Genomic DNA, 17,805 nt, shown 5'->3' on the forward strand with positions numbered 1-17,805 from the left:
GTCGCTACATTATATAAAGATCGGGCGCAATACATTGCATCCCTCCAATTTTTAATTCTTTTGTAGGAGCTTGATGAAGCCCGCAAATGGATTTACAAGATAGGATACAATTAAAACTGTACTTCAACTTCTACACGTGAAATATCAGCGCCTGCTTCGCTAGTTTCGCCTGTCGTATCAGTGAAAGAAAAAAACCTCTGGTATTGTATTTTGAGAACTCTATAGTTACTAAGCGAGTCAAGAACATTTCCCTGTATATCAGTCGTTACTGCCATGAATTCAATTGAATTTGGGCTATTGAGCTCTTCTAAATTGATTGTCATTGTTACTGTGGTGTCAATGGTATTGGCATCATTGATGAAAATTTGAGTTCCATCAGGCTTTTTTAAGTAAAAATTGCCTCCGTCATAACGGGCAACATAATATTTATCCCAGGTGTTCGGATCGGCTTTGGGACCAGTGAGAATATTGCCGTCAGTATCGAAAACAAAATAATAGATATATTGCGACGAAGCCAATCCTTTCATAACCCCTCTAACGGTCAAGGTTTTTCCTATTTCTCCCCAACTTGGCTGGTCACCACGGGCGCAGCCGGTGGTCATAATGTTTAATGCCAAGACAGCTAATATTAATATGAATAGTAACTTTCCTTTCATAATTTTTCTCCTTAATAAACAATTAATTGGATAGACGTTCATGCTATAGTGTAGCATCAGAAAAAGATGAAAATCCATTTTTCAGCATGCTATGGCATGCTGCTCCATTCATCTCGAGCAATAAATAGTCGTCCCTGCGGAAAACAAAATCAGCAAGCGGGTGACTTTTAATGGTTTTCTTTATCCTCCCAAAGTGACTTTTTGTGAAGGAAAAGCTTTTATGGTATATTCGAGCCAGAAAGTATCTCGGGGTTTGTCGTAAAAAAAAGTAATTTCTCGGCAATGAAGATCACGTGTTACCCCAACTTCTAAGCCCTGGAGATTCCCGTTGGTAAGATTCCAGGTTCCATCAACCGACAACTTCCAATCTTTATTGATTCTCCAAGTTGTGTCAATTGCCAAGCCCAACCAATCTCCAGTGTCAAAATCATAGCTTCCCTTTAAAGCGATGGAATGCTCGTCATTTTCATAATATTTCAAACTAAATATGGTATCGGTAAAATCTTCATTCATAAAGTCGTAGCCAGACTCAATTCCGATTTCCCAGTAATTGCTTTTGTAGCTGGCGCTTAGACTAGCATAATTGGTTTCTCTGGTGGTGTAATCGGTTTTAAATGGTGTCGCTCCGTCATAACCACTTCGGTTATAATTAAGAGAAATCTTTCCTTGGTCAGAAAGCGATTGAGTCAACGAAATGTTTCCTTCCCAGATATAACGAGCGAAGCCATTTCCATAAAAATCCTGAATGAAATTTATCGTAGGTTTTAAGGTGGTATTTTCTCCAAATTGGTTAGTTCCATCTAACTGAAGTTGAAACCGGTAACGCTCATCGCGGACATTAGTTTCTTCTTCGTAATAGTGTCCTCCAATAAAACTGGCTTTATAATAAAAATCAGATTTCCCAATTCGGGTTCGGTTTCCCGCAATTTCTAATTCAGGAGTTTTAAAAAAATATCTGCCAGGATCACCGGTGAATAAATCGCCTTCTGGATCGGCATGCCCATCATAGCGGAGGGTGTAAACCATGCTTCCCGAGGATTTTTGCAATGATGCCTGATATTTAAGGTCTTCGTCTATATAATTTCCCCATTGGGAAAGCCTTTTATAATCCAATATCAAATTTCCTATTAATTTATCTCCAAAGTCATAGGTGTAATTGAGATATGAAGCTAAGTTTGAATTTTCATTGTTGGCATTTGAATTATAAGAAAGGTTGAGCCGGGTGGTTGACCTTCCTTTTTTGTGAAGTATGGCCAACTGACTGGAGATGGTATCTTTTTGGTCATCAAGGAGAAGATTATAATCGGTGTTGAAAGTCAGATCGGTGTATTGGTCAAGTTTTTTTTGGTATTGAAGATTGGCTTTCAGTGTGCTCTGGGATTCACTTGGATCCCTATAGTAGACATAAAGTTGGCCTTTTTCATAGGGGTCCTGACGTTCAATGTAGTGACGAACTCCGATTCCCCAACCATCTTTTTGGTACCAATCGAGATAAACTGTTCCATAGGAATCGTAGTTAACGAAATAATTGAAAAAAAGATTGACATAAAAACCATATGAAGAGGATTGTCCAATAATAGGGATAAATGGGAGTTGTTCTTTTCTATCGAGAAATATCACATAGTACGGAAGAGTAAAGATTTTAAATCCAAAATCCCAATAAGATATCCCGTGAAGAATGACTCTCTTATCCGGAATAATTTCAATTTTTTGAGCATCGATATGGTAATGGGGTTTTTCTAAATCACAAGAAGTCATGAATGCATCATCTACAGTGGTTAGATCTGGTTCACGAGTAAGATTTTTTCCCCGAAAAAAAACTTTTCCAACGATTGATCTTCCAGTAAATTCTGATGAAGCATCGAAGAATTCCCATTTCTCGGTATCCCAATTGAAATTAGCTTGACTGGCATGAAATTGTTCTTTATTTTCAGTGACTACAACATCTCCGGAAGCTTCTAATTGCTTTTTCTGAAGGAAGATGTGAATTTTTTGCCCTTCCAAAATAGTATCCTGATAGATCAATTTTCCGTTGATGGCGATTATTTCTTCTCCATCACCGTGATAAGTCAGGCGTTCCCCAGTCAGTTCAATAGCTTTTTCTTCGGCATTAACTGAAAATGGAAGACAAATCAAAAAGAAGAAAACCAAGATCAAACGACGCATTTGGGATTAATCCCCAAGGATAAATTTAGCTTTAATGATTTTTTCTGCTTCTAAAGTTTCAGAATCAAGATAATAGACAGCTTTTCCTACTTGAAGTTCTCGTTCTTTTTCAGTTATTAATATTTCCCCTTCCATTTCAATTCGTTCTAATTGATTTTTTTCTTCATCTTTAGGGAAATAGACAGCTTTGTCAGTTTTTATAGTGGTTTCTTTCCAAGCAATTTCAGAACCATTCTCGCTCCTGGCCTCTTCGGTTTCTCCGTTAAAAGTTAAAGTTGGTGTTTTCCAGATAATTGTTGATGTGCCGCTTTCTTCTTCCCGCTCTTTATTTAAAATGACATCACCGGTGAATAGGTAGAGTTCTTCGTCAAAATCTCCTTCCATCGATGTGGCAATGATCTCAGTTTTATCACGGGTAACAGAAACATTACCTTCAAAAACTCCAGTATTGTCTTTTAAATTAAAATTCAGCTCCTGACATTGAATACGATTTTTTCCTTGAATAGCAATAACCTGGCCACTAGCTACAAAAGTTTCTCCTTTAGAATCATAAGTGATTCTATCAGCACTTTCTAATAGAACCTCTTTTTTTTCAGGAGTGTTTTCCTCAGGTGTTATGGTTGGCTCCTGAGCACCAAGACTCTGACCAACCAATAACAAAAAAAATGCAACGAATACGACAAGAACAACATGTTTTTTCAAGGGTATTCCCCCCTTCGGAGCGAATTAAATGTATTATATCATTATAAAGCAGGTTCGGTTCATTTTATCAAAAGAGGCATAATTCTAAAGTTTTATTTAATATAAAAGTCCTTTTAATAGTATGATGAGATTCGATGATCAATATTGAGGGGTTAGAAAACCTTCCATTATCCAAAGGGAGAGGAATAAAAAAGATTGGGCTCATCCACCCAGTCAGTCATTCTGAGGAGTCCGGTATTTTTCCCGGACGACGTGAGAATCTCATTCTTAAAAGTATTTATGAAGGAAGAATAAAAAAACCCAAAAAGATGAGATCCTCACGCGGAAAAGCACCGCTCAGGATGACGAATAACTACAGCATTATTTTCTCCCTTGATGGGAGAAGGTAAAAACACAATATAACCAAGGGAGACGATTTAAAATTATTCTAAGAGTCTAAAATTTAGTAGTGAGAGGTAAAATATGATACAAGAAACAGCGATGAAAATCATCGATATCCTCGAAAGACAATTCCCAGATGCTCGATTGCTCCTCAACTATAGGAATGTTTTTGAATTATTAGTCGTAACAATTTTAGCTGCCCAGGCTCCTGATGAAAGGGTCAATCAGGTTAGCCCTTCCTTATTCCAAAAGTATCCAAATCCAGCTGCTATGGCTGAAGCAAACGACGAGGACATGGATAAAATGATTCAAAGTATTAGCTTCTATCGGCAAAAAGGACGTAATATCAGAGCTATGAGCAAAAAATTATTGGAGGATTTTCAAGGAGAAGTTCCCAAAACCGTTGAAGAACTCATTGAACTCAATGGTGTAGGGAGGAAAACTGCGAATATTGTTTTAGCCAATGGATTTGGCATCCCAGCAATACCGGTCGATACTCACGTAGCAAGAGTTTCTCAAAGACTGGGCTGGTCTGAATTTTCAAGTCCGGATCAAATTGAGTCGGATCTTGCCAAGATTTTCCCTCGAGAGAAATGGATACAGGTAACACACCTCTTCGGATTTTTAGGCCGATATATCTGTCAAGCAAAGAAACCAAAATGCTGGGAATGTCCAGTTGCTAATTGGTGTCCTTATCCGGGAAAAGCCATTAGTAAGGATTAAAAGAATTTAATTGATGGTAAGAATTTGCCGTGATGATCATTTCGGTATCCAGGTCAATCTGACCATAAATATCCCTGGAACTTTGTATGATAAGGTCATTACTTTTTTCTTCAAAAAAACGACCTTCTAACTTCAATTGAAGATGGTAATCTGAAAATGGACCTTCACCCTGAAGATTTAGCTGCCCCAGGAAAAACTGCATGCAATCCAGATTGAGTGTACCTAAAGATCGATAACTGAGAATGAGTATTGTGTCAGATAAGTCCATATTGGAGAAAAGCCGATAATGACTTCGATTCCGATAGGAAATAATTTCAGAAAAGGGTTTGCTATAACCAATTTCAACGACACTATTGGGTGGTGTACTAATCTGAAATTTTGCCCATAATTTTTTTATCTTTTCCCAGGTTTGAGAATCGATAGAAAGTTCTTCCGGTGTTTCAATCGGTCCCCAGAGAAATGAATGATCTTGGGGAAAGTAGATATTGAGTTCCAGCTCATGAAATCCTTCACGCAGAATAAAGCGCGGGATCTTCATTTTCTTAACAAATTCCAAATTCATTTCAGACTCGAAACTCTTTTCTATAGCTCCTTTCATTAGGAGGTCAATTTTAAGATCGGATAGCTGAATGATTTTTTTTCCATGAGTTACATTGCGAGCTGTAACCATTGGGCCTTCCTGTCGGCCAACAAATCGATGCTTTACCAATCGAGGTTTGATGGGAATACGGAAACAATGGGGCGGAGAGAGAGCTAAAAAACCTTTTTGGGTTTGAACCTCCAGATAGTATACGTATCCTTCAAATTCTTGAGGGGAAGACAGACTATAAAAGCCTCTTTTTTTATATTCGGGAAATTCAACCTGTCGAAAATGCCGAGATCGAAAGGAGCGATAAAAGAGCCTCACTTGGCAGGGTTCCCGAGTTTCCCAGCTCCATAATAGGTTTTCACCCTTTTGATCTATTTCAGTATTAAAAGAAGTAATGAGCTGAAAGGGATCATACTTAGGAATATTAACTTTATCCTGATTAACTTGGGCACCATAGAGTTTGTGAAGGCTTATCCCATTTTTCCAGCAATACTCTATCTGAGGATAAATTTTTTCCAGAAGGATTGGTGATAAAGAATGGTCTTGAATAGTTAAGTACTTTTTTTTAAACAATATTGCTTCTGCAGTACTTTCGATATCCAAAGAACTAACTTTCATTTCTCTTCTTTCACTTACCTGAATGTGTTTCATCAGGATCAATTTTTGGTTCAAGGAAACCTCAATAAAACAATTTATTCCTGATGGAACTCGAAGATAAAACTCGCCCTCATCACTCGATAATCCTCGACAAACCAAGTCAGAGCTTCCTGCTATAAGGACCTTGATTTCAGCATCGCTTAGTGGAACAGTGGTATCTCCTTCGATTTGGGAGGTGATTGATGAGATATAGTCCCAAGGATTTTTTTGAATAAAAGGGGCATTGCTTGGAACGAAAATTGATCCTTTTAAATATGTCATATTTCACCTTTATTCTGTTCTTCTTCCATCAAGGGAGAAGGAGTTTTGAAATGTCGTTGCGAGGAACGAAGTGAAGTGGTAATCTCATGAATTCAATCTTTATTATTCCTCTCTCTTTGATAAGAAGGGGGAGATTGTTTTCTGAATAAGTATTTTCATCCTCATCTGATTTTGAGAATTTATCCTTTAAAATAAAATACTCCATACCGAATATTATAAAAGGTATGGAGTATTTTATTAATAATAACTTTAGAAGACGATAACGATCCTTTGAATGTGTATTGCTCTTCTTCTCGCTGAGTCGCCCTCAACTCGTAACCGATTATTGCCTTCAATTAAGCTCTGTATAGGAATATTAACAACTTTTGGACTATCAGGTTCGATAATACCACTATCCACATTTATATTTAATGGATTTCTATTATTAAAAGTCACGCGGACTCTTGCTCCAGAATCTCCTTGAGCCCAGATATAAAGAGTCGCTTTTTCTGGGATTGATCCTGGTGAGAAGGTTAAATCAATATTATTTCCACCGAGAATCTCAAGTGAATAGGTATCGCTTAGTGAATAACCGTTGACCAAGTTCCCAGTATATCTCATGGTTAAGAAATTGTATTCTGCAGCTCCGTTTCCAAAATCAAAATAATAAAGTGTATTCGTTGGCGTGAAGGGGATCATTGGTTCAATAATTCCTGAGATGGTGGTTATTGTTGTTGCCACGCCGGTTGCTCCTCGAAATTCTGCGGTAACAGAAACTGTTGTTATGTCGCTAACTTCTGGAGCATAATATGTAACGGTTGCTCGACCTGATGAATCAGTAGCGACCGATGTTTTATTAAAGCTTCCCAGATCGGTCGTCCAATATAGGGTTCTTCCATGTATTGGATTGCCATTGACATCCCGTAAAATTGCAGTAAGACGTATTTCGTCTCCTGGTTTTGCTGAAAAGGATGACGGATTAATAATGATCTCAGTCGGTCGGGTTCGACTGATGATGTTCACCGTTGATTGGGCACTGCTGGGAGATGCTCCTCCTCCTCCAGAAAAATGGACATTGATTACAGCTGTGCTTGGTCGAGTGGTATTAGGTGCATAATAGTCAACCGAAGACCTGCCATTCATATCGGTCGTTGTGTTATTCGATGACAAACTCCCATTATCAGTTGACCAATTAAGATTTGCTCCTCTTAAGGGTCTCCCGTTAGGATCAGTAACCTGAGCAGTCATCGTATAGCTGGAGCCTGGTTCTATAGTAAAGGAGGAGGGTTCAAGCGATAAAATGGTGGATTGAGCACGAGCAACTACATTAAAATGAGTTCGGTTTGCCGCTGAAAGAGGGAATTGGCGTCCACTTTGATGGGGAGATTCGATAAATCTCTGAAGTTGATTATCTCCAACTGGTTTTGGGGTGTATAGAATAACTAAACGTTCGACACCAGCTGGTCCATTGACCGTACTGTTGAGTGTAAGATTACCACCGGAATTGATTCTTTGATCACGAACTAAAATAATAACCCCGCCATCGGAAGTATAGTCGAATATGTTGATATAACCAGCATTTGAAGCTCCGTATCGAATTGTAATCGGATCTCCGATATAATAAGTTCCATCTTCGCCCCGATCGACAGAAATGTTTACCGATGGAGATCGAGGGATAGAAATATACACATTGGGGTTAAGGTTGAAGCGGAATGTAATTCTTGGTTGAGCGCCTACTGATACTGCTGAGAACATCATTATCCCCAAAACCATGAGCAAAAAACCAATAAAAACCGCTTTTTTTCTTATCATGGAAACTCCTCCTCTTTTCTTTTTAATCTTATAAAGCAAACTTTAAATAAACTGAATAGGGTGTTTTTTAATAAAATTATTGTTTTTAATTATATCATACAGAGTTGTTTGGAATTTGGTTCCCAATAATAGATGAAGCAGTTTTAATAATGATTCTTGAGGATAAAAATTAGTGAGGATCTGAAAGAATTTAGGAAATAATCCAATCCCGATTCATCTCCCTTTGTCCAAAAAGAGAAGAATTAATAAAGATTGAACTCAAGAGATTGCTACGACCTCAAAAAACGAGGTCTCGCAATGACGACTCAAGGTTTCATCTCACTTGATGGGAGAAGGTAAGGATGAGGATGAAAACCCAAAGATTCGACATGCCATGGCATGTCGCTACATTAAACGTGTTCAAAAGATTGTCACCCTCCACATTTTTAAATTCTTTTGTAGGGGCTTGATCTATCATGCCCGTTGCTTTTCAGGCTAGAATCGAGATTATTTTAAGCAATCTTTTTTAATTCTATCAATTACTTCCGAAATTGTGGAAAAAACCTCAGCATGATTTTTAACCAGTATATTAAGTTTATTGATGGCTTGCCCTTCGGTATAATCCCAATTCTGGTCAAGAGAATCTTGAAGGAAGAAAATCCTTTTCCCTCTTTCTTGTAGAGAGATGGCTAAATCTAAATTTAACAAGTTTCCTCTCCCCCAATATCCAGGAGCTATAAAAATATAATCAGATTGAGCAGCTAAATTCATAGCTTTTTGAAAGTTATCATCGGAAATAGGAGAAAAAGGTTTTTCGATAATAACCGTTATTCCTAATTTTGAAGCCATCTCTTGGTCAGAGTCGAATTGATTCACAATTCCTACACTTACTGAAAAACTAGCTTCAAGAAATTCTTTCATGAAATTACTTCCGCTTCCTCCGCCACAGATGAGATGAATGGAGGCACTCGGAGACTCCATTTTCTTGGTTATTCCCAACGGCATAAAAAAAGGTCGCAGGGAATAAGGATGAATTTCCTCTAAAAACTCAACATCAAATAATTCTTCAACCTGAGGAGCATGAAGAGATTTTCCCACTAAACCGCGATGAACAATTTCTCCTTTTTTTAAAAACATTACCTGGTTGCAAAATTGAGAAACTAAATTAATATCATGGAAAACTCCTAATATGGTTATGTCTTTCTTTTGAAGTCGATAAAGAATGCGCATAATATCAAGTTGATGAAGAATATCTAAATGGCTGGTTGGTTCATCAAGGAGGAGAATGTTGGGTTTCTGTGCTAAGGCACGTGCTATCATGACTCGTTGTTTCTCGCCACCGGATAATTCCCGAAAAGGGCGATTCGCAAACTGCTGAGTGTTGGTAATTTGTAAAGCATTTAGAACAGAGTCAATATCTTGTTGGTTTTCTTTTTGCCATCGTCGCCAGTGGGGGAATCTTCCCATCATGATGATGTCGTAACATTCAAGGTCAAGGTTTAAATTGGTTTCTTGGAAAACGATAGCAATTTCCTGAGACCAATTTTTACGAGAGAGCTCCTTGGTATTTTTTCCTGAAATAAAGATAGTTCCTGTGTCGGGTATGAGAAGTCCCGATAAGAGGTGAAGCAAGGTACTCTTCCCCGATCCATTTGGTCCTAAAATGCCAACGAAATCACCCTTCTGGATTTTAAAGGTAACATTGTGAAGAACCTTACGGTCTCCATAGGAAAAGAAAAGGTTTTGTGCTGATAGTGAAAAGTTTACCACCCTTTCTTTTTCCTCCTTAAAAGATAGATAAAAAAGGGTGCACCCATTAAGCTGGTTAACACCCCAACCGGCAATTCAACCGGATGGAGAAGGGTTCGGGAAAATATATCAGCCCAGAGCAAAACACTACTTCCTAAAAAGAGAGATGCAGGAAGAAGCTGGCGATGATCCTCACCAATGATAATTCGAATAATGTGAGGCACGACTAACCCAACAAAACCAATAACTCCGCTTACTGAAACTGATGCAGCAACCAAGAGCGACGTAACTATTAAGAGAATTTTTTTGGTTTTTTCTACTTCGACCCCCATGCTTTCAGCGACTTTTTCTCCCAATAGAAAGGTATTTAACTCTCGAGAATAGGAAAAAATTAACGGGAACCCAATTAAAAAGAATGGCAGGAGAGTATAGATTTTATTCCAACTACTATTCCAGAAGCCACCCATAATCCAAAATACCATTTGATGCAAATTTTCTCCAGCCAAGAACATTCCCAATGAAATGAGAGCAGAAAAGAAAAAGCCGATAGCCACTCCGGCGAGAAGCATGATTTCTAAAGGCATTTTATGCCCTATCTGACCTAAACGAAGAACCAGAAAAGTAGTTGCCAGTGCGAATAGGAAAGAAAAAAGAGGGAGAGTGATAAAACCCAATGAAATACCACTTAAAATTGCTACAATGGCTCCAACAGCACCACCCGAGCTAATTCCTAAAACATAGGGGTCCACTAAAGGATTTTGAAATAGACCTTGAAGAACCGCACCGCTTAATGAAAGAGCAGCGCCCACTAAAACTGAAAGGATTAAGCGGGGCAATCGAATTTCAAAAAATATAGTCTTTTCTGAAGGTGAGAGTGACTGGGGGCGCAAGAAAGATAATAAATCTGAGATCTGAAAACGACCACCACCAATTCCCAAAGAAAACACCATACTCAAAACAAGAATAATAATGAGAATAAAAATAATTCGCCTTCCCTTAAGTGATTTCATTTTGCCTCTATTCTTGAATTTTACATTCTCCAAAGATTTCCGGGTGGATGATTTGGGCAAAGTATTGAAGTGCTGAAATAACTCGAGGCCCTGGCCGGGAAACTAAATTAGAATCAATTAAATAGACTTGATCATTTTTTACTGCATCTACTGTCTGAAGCCGGTTATCAGTTGTAACAAACTGATAGAGTTGATTTTCCTCATTTTTCCCATGATTTTCAATAACTGTAATGATCGAAGGATTCCTTTTTAAAATTTCTTCGAAGTCTATTGTTGAATAGCCTTGAATATCTACAGCTAAATTTTTACCACCAGCTAAAGTAATAAATTCGTTGATGAAAGTACCGTTTCCAGCTGTCCAAATGGGATCGTGCCAAATAATGTGGAATACCAGTGGTTTTTGATGATCTGGAATTGATTGAGCAAAATCATTTATTTTTTTAAGTTGATCCTTCATGGTTTTTACCAGTTTTGAACCAGAAATTTCCACCCCGGATAAGACCGCAACTTTGGTTATATCTTCAATGACCTGCTCAATGGTTTCAGATTTAAGAGTAAAAACCGGAAGATTGAGTTCATGAAGGCGGACAACGGTCTCTTCAGGGGTTAAGGAACTCGCTAAAATTAGGTCAGGTTGTAGGGTGAGGATTTTTTCCAAGTCAATTTCAGTAACATTCCCAATTTTTTCTTTTTCTAAGGCTTCTGTAGGTTCATCACAATAGGTAGTCACTCCAACGATTTTATCATTTAAGCCAAGCGCGAAAAGAATTTCAGTATTTCCTGGAGCAAGAGAAATAATCCGATTTGGTGGTTGAGAAAGATTAAGAGTAAATCCGGTTGCATCGGTGGCACTGAGTGGCTGAGAATACGATATTGTTGAAGAAAAAACGAATATCAAGATGCTTAAAATAGCAATAATTTTAAATTTACTCATTTTACTCTCCTTGTTTGGTATGAGCCTGATTGTTTCTACGTGGAAAGAAGAGGGAGACGAGGGAGGGTTTCCCAAGATTCTGGTGGCGGCCCAGAAGCTTTTCCCACCTCCTCTTTCCGCGAAGAGTGGCAAGGATGTTTTGGTCGGGTTTCCTGACTTCTGAATGTAGTCATCTAGTTGTGCCTTCCCAGTTATCACCAGTGGCATAAACAACCAGCATTTTCAGTTACAGTGGCGGGACCGCGCCGGACTCACACCGGACTTCCCCGATTAAATAACCAAAACAACATTGCGGTGAGTATATCATATTCCAATCCTATCAACAACATTTTCAGATCTTTTCTTGGAAATGAATATCCCCTTTAGCAAAGGGGGTTAGTGGGATTTGAGTTTTTTCCTGCTCGGTCATTGCGAGGAACGTCTTGTGCGACGTGGCAATCTCATTTCGTAATTTTTTTAAAATAATGTAAAGATGAGATCCTCACGTGGGAAAGCACCACTCAGGATGACAGCAATATTTAATTTGTCATTCTGAGGAACGTATTATGCGACGTGAGAATCCCATCTTTCATTCCTATTTCTTTTTTTATTTTCTAAAAAATACTCTATAAAGATATAAAGACACCCTCCCCGCCGCGAAAGCGGCACCCCTCCAAGGAGGGGAATTGTTGAATTCATTCCCCCATTGAGGGGGGATTTAAGGGGGGTGTGCCTAGTCTTTTTTTGTTTATTCTTTTTTCACCAATATTGGTATTTTCAGGATAGACCTTCATGCTGCTTTCGCAGCACCAGATGAATATGAAAATAAGTTGCCCCCTCACCTTAGCCCTCTCCCACCGAGGGGCGAGGGAAAAAAGAACAAAAGAATTCAGAGTTCCTTCTCCTTTGATGGGAGAAGGTCAGGATGAGGGCGAAAGCCCAGGATGAGATCCTGGTAAGTTACTCAATATGAGTTACCTATAAAAATCATTCTGGTATTTTCAGGATAGACCTTCATGCCACTTGTGTAGACATCAGGAGTAGATGAAAACAAAGATTCGACATGCCATGGCATGTCGCTACAATAATTGGGCGAAATTAATTATTCACCTACGTAAAAAATTCTTTTGCAGGGGCTTGATCTATCAAGTCGGTAATTTTCTAATTAATCAAATAACAGCGACTCCTTATTAATGTTCTTGTTGAGCTATTATCGAGCCAGGAAAAACCAGATTACTCCCCAAGAAAATACCAATAGGAACGGGAAAAAGAGCAACCGGTATGTGGAAATAAGATCACTTTTAAAATGACGGCAGGTGAGAATTAAACAAAGATGAGCTGGTGAAAAAGTGATTCCTGCATAGCCAGATATGAATATTAAAGGAAAAATCTGTTGGATGGAATATTCACTAAACAATGGAAGAATAATAGGGAAAGCAATACCGATAAAAGCTGACGAATAACCACTGATGAGAGCGATTAGGAAGGGAACGGCCATCCCGATAATCAGTATCGGAAAATGACTCGAAAGGAAAGAATCTACTAAGATAGGGATACTCCCGCTTTCAATGATTACGGTTTTAAAAAATATGACCCCGACGACATCCAGCATCATAGCCCAGGAAAACCGATGAAACATCAATCGTGATAAGGTAGAAAGATTCATACGGTGGAAAAAAACACAAAAGACTATTCCCATTGCAGCTCCCAACCAAACCGGTTGGTTAAGGAGCACGACGAAAACCGGAATAAGGATGGGTATAAATAATCGAAGGAAGGTTTTCAAAGGCATCGGTTCAGTTTTTGTCTTGGCATTTGGCACTGGTTTTTGGTTTTTTATGACCAACCAACCACCGATTAAAGCCAATATAGTAAAAGGGAGATGGTGAATAATAATCCAGGCTAGAGATAATCCTGTAATAGTAGAAGCCATTAATATGACAGGATAGAGCGGGAGGAAATACTCCCATACATGTCGATACCAATAATTAATAAAGGTAAGCAGTTGGCTTGATAATGAGTTGGATGAATAGGAAGCTTCAATTAGAGGGGCAGAAAAAAGCGCACCACCGGGCATAGGAAGAAACCCGATTAGAGCAGATAAAGCTGGGGATACCAATCGGGAATCACGAATTCGTTCTTCAATGCCCTGCACGAGCTTAACAAGTTCCCCATTGTTGGATAGTAAATTTCCTAACAACATAATAGAAAAAACACTAAGCAACAAATTGGTATTTTCGTAAGCAAAAAATCCTAAAGGGAAAATCGAGAAGAATTTCGATAAGGGAATTTGAAATAAAATCCAAAAAAGGAAAGAAGCCAATAGAAGACTTAGACCGATATTCAACTTCTTTTTGATAAGGACCAGGATAAAGGCAAAAATGATTAATATTTTTATCAGAACCGGCATGGTTTTATTGGGAATGAAGATTGATAAATTTGGTCATTTGTTCGACGATATCATTTGGTTTTTCTTCCTGGGGCATATGACCACATTGATGAATTTCCAAGAAGTCGGCGTTTTTGAAGGAAGCAGTTAATCGTCTTATTTCGGAGATTTTTACCCAAGCATCTTCTTTTCCGCTCATAATAAAAATTGGCAAAGTAAGACTTTTTAGATCAGGAAAAACATGGTTTCGAGAAGAATCTCGTAAATAATAGTAAAGTGCCAAGCCACTTCTGGGATTTTGAAGAATTGGGTCGGCTACTCGATTGAATAGATCTTGGTCGATTATATTCTTATCAAAAACTGCATCCTGGAGGGTTTTTGTCAGTTTAATTTCGGACCGCAGTGTCTTATTGGCAATAGATATAATACCAGTTCTCAAGAGAGGATTGGCAAAAATGAAACCTGACAAGGGAACTCCGCGAACCGAAAATACCGCGGGACTAATAAGAAATAAAGCTTGTACTCTCTCGGGATGAAGCAAAGCCATTCGGATAGCGAGAGTTCCACCTAAGGAATGACCGATAATGATAACTTTTTTGACTGAAAGAATATCGAGGAGTTCGATAAGCTGTTGAGCAAGATGACGATGAGAGTATTTCCCCATCCGCTGAGCAGTTGATTGTCCATGGCCTGGAAGATCAACCAAAATAAACCGATATTTTTCTTGCGGAAGACGATTCAAAATTTTTTGCCAAGTCAGGAGATTTTCTCCTAATCCATGGATCATTAATAAGGGAAAATTATCTGTTTTTCCAGAATCAATATAATGGATCATATTTTTACCAATTTTAACCTGGTTGGAATAAGCAAAACCTCTTGGTGAGAAAGTTATTATAAATAGAAAAATCAAGGTAAAAACCGAAAGTTTTAAATGATAGTTGGTATCGGTTGGTTTCGACACTGATTATCACTCAACCGGTTTTATTTCCATATCATGGATAATCGATTTTGCCTGGAGCACTTGGTTCTCTTTAACTTGAACTTCTATTGGGCCGGTATCACCAAAATAGGCGATTCCACCATAAGGTTGAGTTGATGGCTTTAAAATTACGTTGATACCCTCAGCCTCTAAAAAGCCTTTAATAAGTTCAGCTTCTATATTATTTTGAGCTAGTTTTACAGTCTGGTAATCCATGTCGATCCCGCCTTAAAAAGTTTTCTTCAATTATTATTATAACTATTCTTTTTTATAAATACAGCGAGGAAGAAAATAATGACAATGATGAATTACGAGCAAATCAATTATAATAATAAAAAAGATAAATTGCAGGAGGAGGGATTTATTTATGTTGGAAGGATTAGGGGACCGCTTTCAGCGAGAAAGCAAATATATTCGAGGAGAAAGCCTGGTAGGTGGAATGAGTTGGGAAAACTTACCAGAACCTTATAAATTTTATACCAATGTTCAAGTTGTAAACTTACCAAAACCAAAAGATTTAGGTGGAATGAGCCTTGACCAAGTTCTTCGGGAAAGGAAAAGTATACGAGAATATTCTTTGGAACCAATTCAGTTGGATCAGATTTCTTATATTTTATGGGCAGCCAATGGGATTCGTAGTCGAGAAGAAAACCAGGAATTTCGTACCGCCCCTTCGGCAGGCGCCCTTTACCCAATTGAGACCTATCTTGTGGTCAGCAATGTTTCAGACCTTACCCCTGGGATTTATCATTATTCGGTTCAAAAACATGGATTAGAAACCTTAAAATTAGGAAAGTTTACCCGTGAAATGGTCAGGGCAGGGATGGGACAGGAGATGCTGGGGAAAGCGGCGGTTACTTTCGTATGGACGGCAATCTTTGAACGTTCGAAATGGAAATATCGACAACGAGCATATCGTTATGTTTATCTGGATGCTGGTCATATTGCTGAAAACCTTGCTCTGGCAGCAACCTCCCTTGGATTAGGAAGTTGCCAGATTGGAGCTTTGTATGATGATGAAGTAAATCTGATTATTGGTATTGATGGGGTCGAAGAAAGTGTTCTTTACATGAGTACGGTTGGACAACCAGCAGATTGAAAAAGACCGTGTTAAGTGAAGAGCGATTAAAAGGAAATAAAAGGAGGTTTGTCATGATTCACCATAAAAAAAAGATTTTAATAGTTCTTCTAACGGTTTTTAGCCTTTTCTTTTTAATGACTTTTGTTTCGCATGGTGAGGAAGTTGTTTTGCGAATTGGTTCACCAAATATGGTTAGTACAGCTAATTTGGTTTTTGATGATTATTTGCCGGTTTTTGCCCATATTTCCAATCCTCCTCTAACCAAAATGAGCACCGAGGGACAAATTGTAGGTCAGAGTGCAAAATTAATCGAAGTGAGTTCGGATAATACAATTTGGACTTTTCATCTCGATGATTCACTGTATTGGAGTGATGGTCAAAAAGTAACTCCCCAGGATGTCAAATTTACTATTGAATTTATTGCTCAAAATGTTCCCTGGGCAGGTTGGCTGAAAGAGGGACTTCAAGATATTTCTATTCAAGAACCAAATGCAGTGGTATTGAAATTTAAGAAGCCTCATACTCAAATTAACCGAGATTTATCCAGCTATAATTTACTTCCCAGGCACATTTGGGAAAAAATCGAATCACCCCAGGACTACTCAAATCCCGGAGAAAATATCGGCTGCGGACCTTTCTATATCAAAAAGGTAGATCTAAACGCTGGAATTATAACAATGGAAAAAAATCCTTACTGGAAAGGTCAAACGCCTCAAATTGGTAAAATTGAAATTCATTTATATAACAATGTTGATGTTTTATCATTAGCATTGGAAAAAGGGGATGTTGATACCTATTATCGCTATGCTTCGTCTTATCCCTATCAGAATATTGAGAGATTAAAGAAAACCGAACGTTTTGATTTTGTTGAAAAGCTCAACATAGGACTCTACTTCTTAGCCTTTAATTTAAAACGAACTCCAATGTCTGACTTTCAATTTCGGGAAGCAATTTCTTATGCTATCAACTACCCTGAAATTTTAAAGCTTGATGGTTTAGGATATGGTAACATTCCAACTCGAGGTTTTGTTCCCAACAGTATGGATCATTTTATTGAAACCGAATTATTAACCTATGATTTAGAAAAAGCAAATAGATTGTTAGAGGGAGCTGGTTATTTTGATAGTGATAAGAATGGCATACGGGAAGATTTAGCAGGGAAAGATATTGACCTTACTATGCTTGTTGAACCTGATTATGTTCGCCGTTCAGAGCTGATCAAGTACTACTTGGAAGAGGTTGGTATTAAAGTTTCCATGAAAAATGTTGATGAATCAACCTGGATTGCTCTCAAAGACCAATATGAATATGATATTACCGTTACTCGGACTACCCCATGGGGAATGATGGTCCATGGGAGCTGGGGAACGGCTTATTTCGATTCCCGAAGAACTGGTGAGGGTGTTTTGCATATTGTTGATGATCCAATCTTTCTTGGGTTGGTTGATGGATTGCTTTCGACAACTGATCCAGAAAAAATAAAAGAACTTGCCCACTCGGTTCAAAGCTATTATGCTGATACTTTACCGGCAATTGCCCTTTATTGGAATATGATTATTACACCTTTTAACCGAGAATTCACTGGTTGGCAACCTGATCCTCTCTTTGGAATTTATAACATCGATAATTTTGTTAATCTGAAGAAAGTATTATAGTTATTTAATCTCATCTTTTAAAAAAGGGGGACAGGAGGGGTTTGAATTTTTTGGGAATGGATCGAATCCCAAACTATCTCCATTTATCCAAGGGGAAAAGAATAAAAAAGATTGAGCTCAAGAG

Annotated in this window: 14 protein-coding genes and 1 riboswitch; of the genes, 3 read left to right on the forward strand and 11 right to left on the reverse strand. The window is 38.2% G+C overall.

Annotation, left to right across the window (positions count from 1 at the left end):
* Window positions 1–110: 110 nt before the first annotated feature.
* From RT761_RS04565 to RT761_RS04575, 3 genes are all read right to left on the reverse strand, one after another.
* Entirely contained in the window at window positions 111–656 is a 546-nt protein-coding gene (locus RT761_RS04565; RefSeq protein WP_218112893.1) for a hypothetical protein, read from the reverse strand.
* Between the two features lie 180 nt (window positions 657–836).
* A complete protein-coding gene (locus RT761_RS04570; RefSeq protein WP_218112894.1) occupies window positions 837–2,822 on the reverse strand; it encodes an LPS-assembly protein LptD in 1,986 nt (661 codons plus the stop codon).
* 6 nt (window positions 2,823–2,828) lie between these two features.
* Window positions 2,829–3,524, reverse strand: coding sequence for a hypothetical protein (locus RT761_RS04575; RefSeq protein WP_218112895.1), 696 nt, complete (start codon window positions 3,522–3,524; stop codon window positions 2,829–2,831).
* Window positions 3,525–3,986: 462 nt separating this feature from the next.
* Here RT761_RS04575 and nth point away from each other — a divergent pair, with 462 nt between their 5' ends.
* Window positions 3,987–4,628, forward strand: coding sequence for an endonuclease III (gene nth, locus RT761_RS04580; RefSeq protein ID WP_218112896.1), 642 nt, complete (start codon window positions 3,987–3,989; stop codon window positions 4,626–4,628).
* Here nth and RT761_RS04585 read toward each other — a convergent pair.
* The 8 genes from RT761_RS04585 to RT761_RS04620 form a co-directional block, all read right to left on the reverse strand.
* On the reverse strand, window positions 4,615–6,135 hold the full coding sequence (locus RT761_RS04585) for a hypothetical protein (protein ID WP_218112897.1): 1,521 nt from the start codon (window positions 6,133–6,135) through the stop codon (window positions 4,615–4,617). The two genes, nth and RT761_RS04585, sit on opposite strands and share 14 nt — an antisense overlap.
* 249 nt (window positions 6,136–6,384) lie before the next feature.
* Entirely contained in the window at window positions 6,385–7,926 is a 1,542-nt protein-coding gene (locus tag RT761_RS04590) for an Ig-like domain-containing protein (protein ID WP_218112898.1), read from the reverse strand.
* A 486-nt stretch (window positions 7,927–8,412) separates the two neighbouring features.
* Window positions 8,413–9,675, reverse strand: coding sequence for an ABC transporter ATP-binding protein (locus tag RT761_RS04595; protein ID WP_218112899.1), 1,263 nt, complete (start codon window positions 9,673–9,675; stop codon window positions 8,413–8,415).
* Window positions 9,669–10,664: a FecCD family ABC transporter permease gene (locus RT761_RS04600; protein WP_218112900.1), complete on the reverse strand. Its 996-nt coding sequence runs from the start codon at window positions 10,662–10,664 to the stop codon at window positions 9,669–9,671. Before RT761_RS04600 ends, RT761_RS04595 begins: the two co-directional genes overlap by 7 nt.
* A 7-nt stretch (window positions 10,665–10,671) precedes the next feature.
* On the reverse strand, window positions 10,672–11,598 hold the full coding sequence (locus RT761_RS04605) for an ABC transporter substrate-binding protein (protein WP_218112901.1): 927 nt from the start codon (window positions 11,596–11,598) through the stop codon (window positions 10,672–10,674).
* 125 nt (window positions 11,599–11,723) lie between these two features.
* Window positions 11,724–11,895: riboswitch (cobalamin riboswitch) on the reverse strand.
* Between the two features lie 892 nt (window positions 11,896–12,787).
* Window positions 12,788–13,987, reverse strand: coding sequence for a DUF401 family protein (locus tag RT761_RS04610; protein WP_218112902.1), 1,200 nt, complete (start codon window positions 13,985–13,987; stop codon window positions 12,788–12,790).
* A 4-nt stretch (window positions 13,988–13,991) separates the two neighbouring features.
* The gene (locus tag RT761_RS04615) at window positions 13,992–14,927 is read right to left on the reverse strand and encodes an alpha/beta fold hydrolase (RefSeq protein ID WP_218112903.1); all 936 of its coding nucleotides are present in this window, start codon (window positions 14,925–14,927) and stop codon (window positions 13,992–13,994) included.
* A gap of 6 nt (window positions 14,928–14,933) precedes the next feature.
* Entirely contained in the window at window positions 14,934–15,161 is a 228-nt protein-coding gene (locus RT761_RS04620; protein ID WP_218112904.1) for a putative signal transducing protein, read from the reverse strand.
* 151 nt (window positions 15,162–15,312) lie between these two features.
* On the opposite strand from RT761_RS04620, the gene RT761_RS04625 reads away from it, so the two are divergent.
* Both RT761_RS04625 and RT761_RS04630 read left to right on the forward strand, forming a co-directional pair.
* Window positions 15,313–16,044 (forward strand): SagB/ThcOx family dehydrogenase, encoded by a 732-nt coding sequence (locus RT761_RS04625; protein ID WP_218112905.1) that lies wholly within the window; start codon window positions 15,313–15,315, stop codon window positions 16,042–16,044.
* A gap of 53 nt (window positions 16,045–16,097) precedes the next feature.
* The gene (locus tag RT761_RS04630) at window positions 16,098–17,681 is read left to right on the forward strand and encodes an ABC transporter substrate-binding protein (RefSeq protein WP_218112906.1); all 1,584 of its coding nucleotides are present in this window, start codon (window positions 16,098–16,100) and stop codon (window positions 17,679–17,681) included.
* Window positions 17,682–17,805 lie beyond the last annotated feature (124 nt).

Origin of the sequence: Atribacter laminatus, from assembly GCF_015775515.1 — a bacterium.
Taxonomy (GTDB): domain Bacteria; phylum Atribacterota; class Atribacteria; order Atribacterales; family Atribacteraceae; genus Atribacter; species Atribacter laminatus.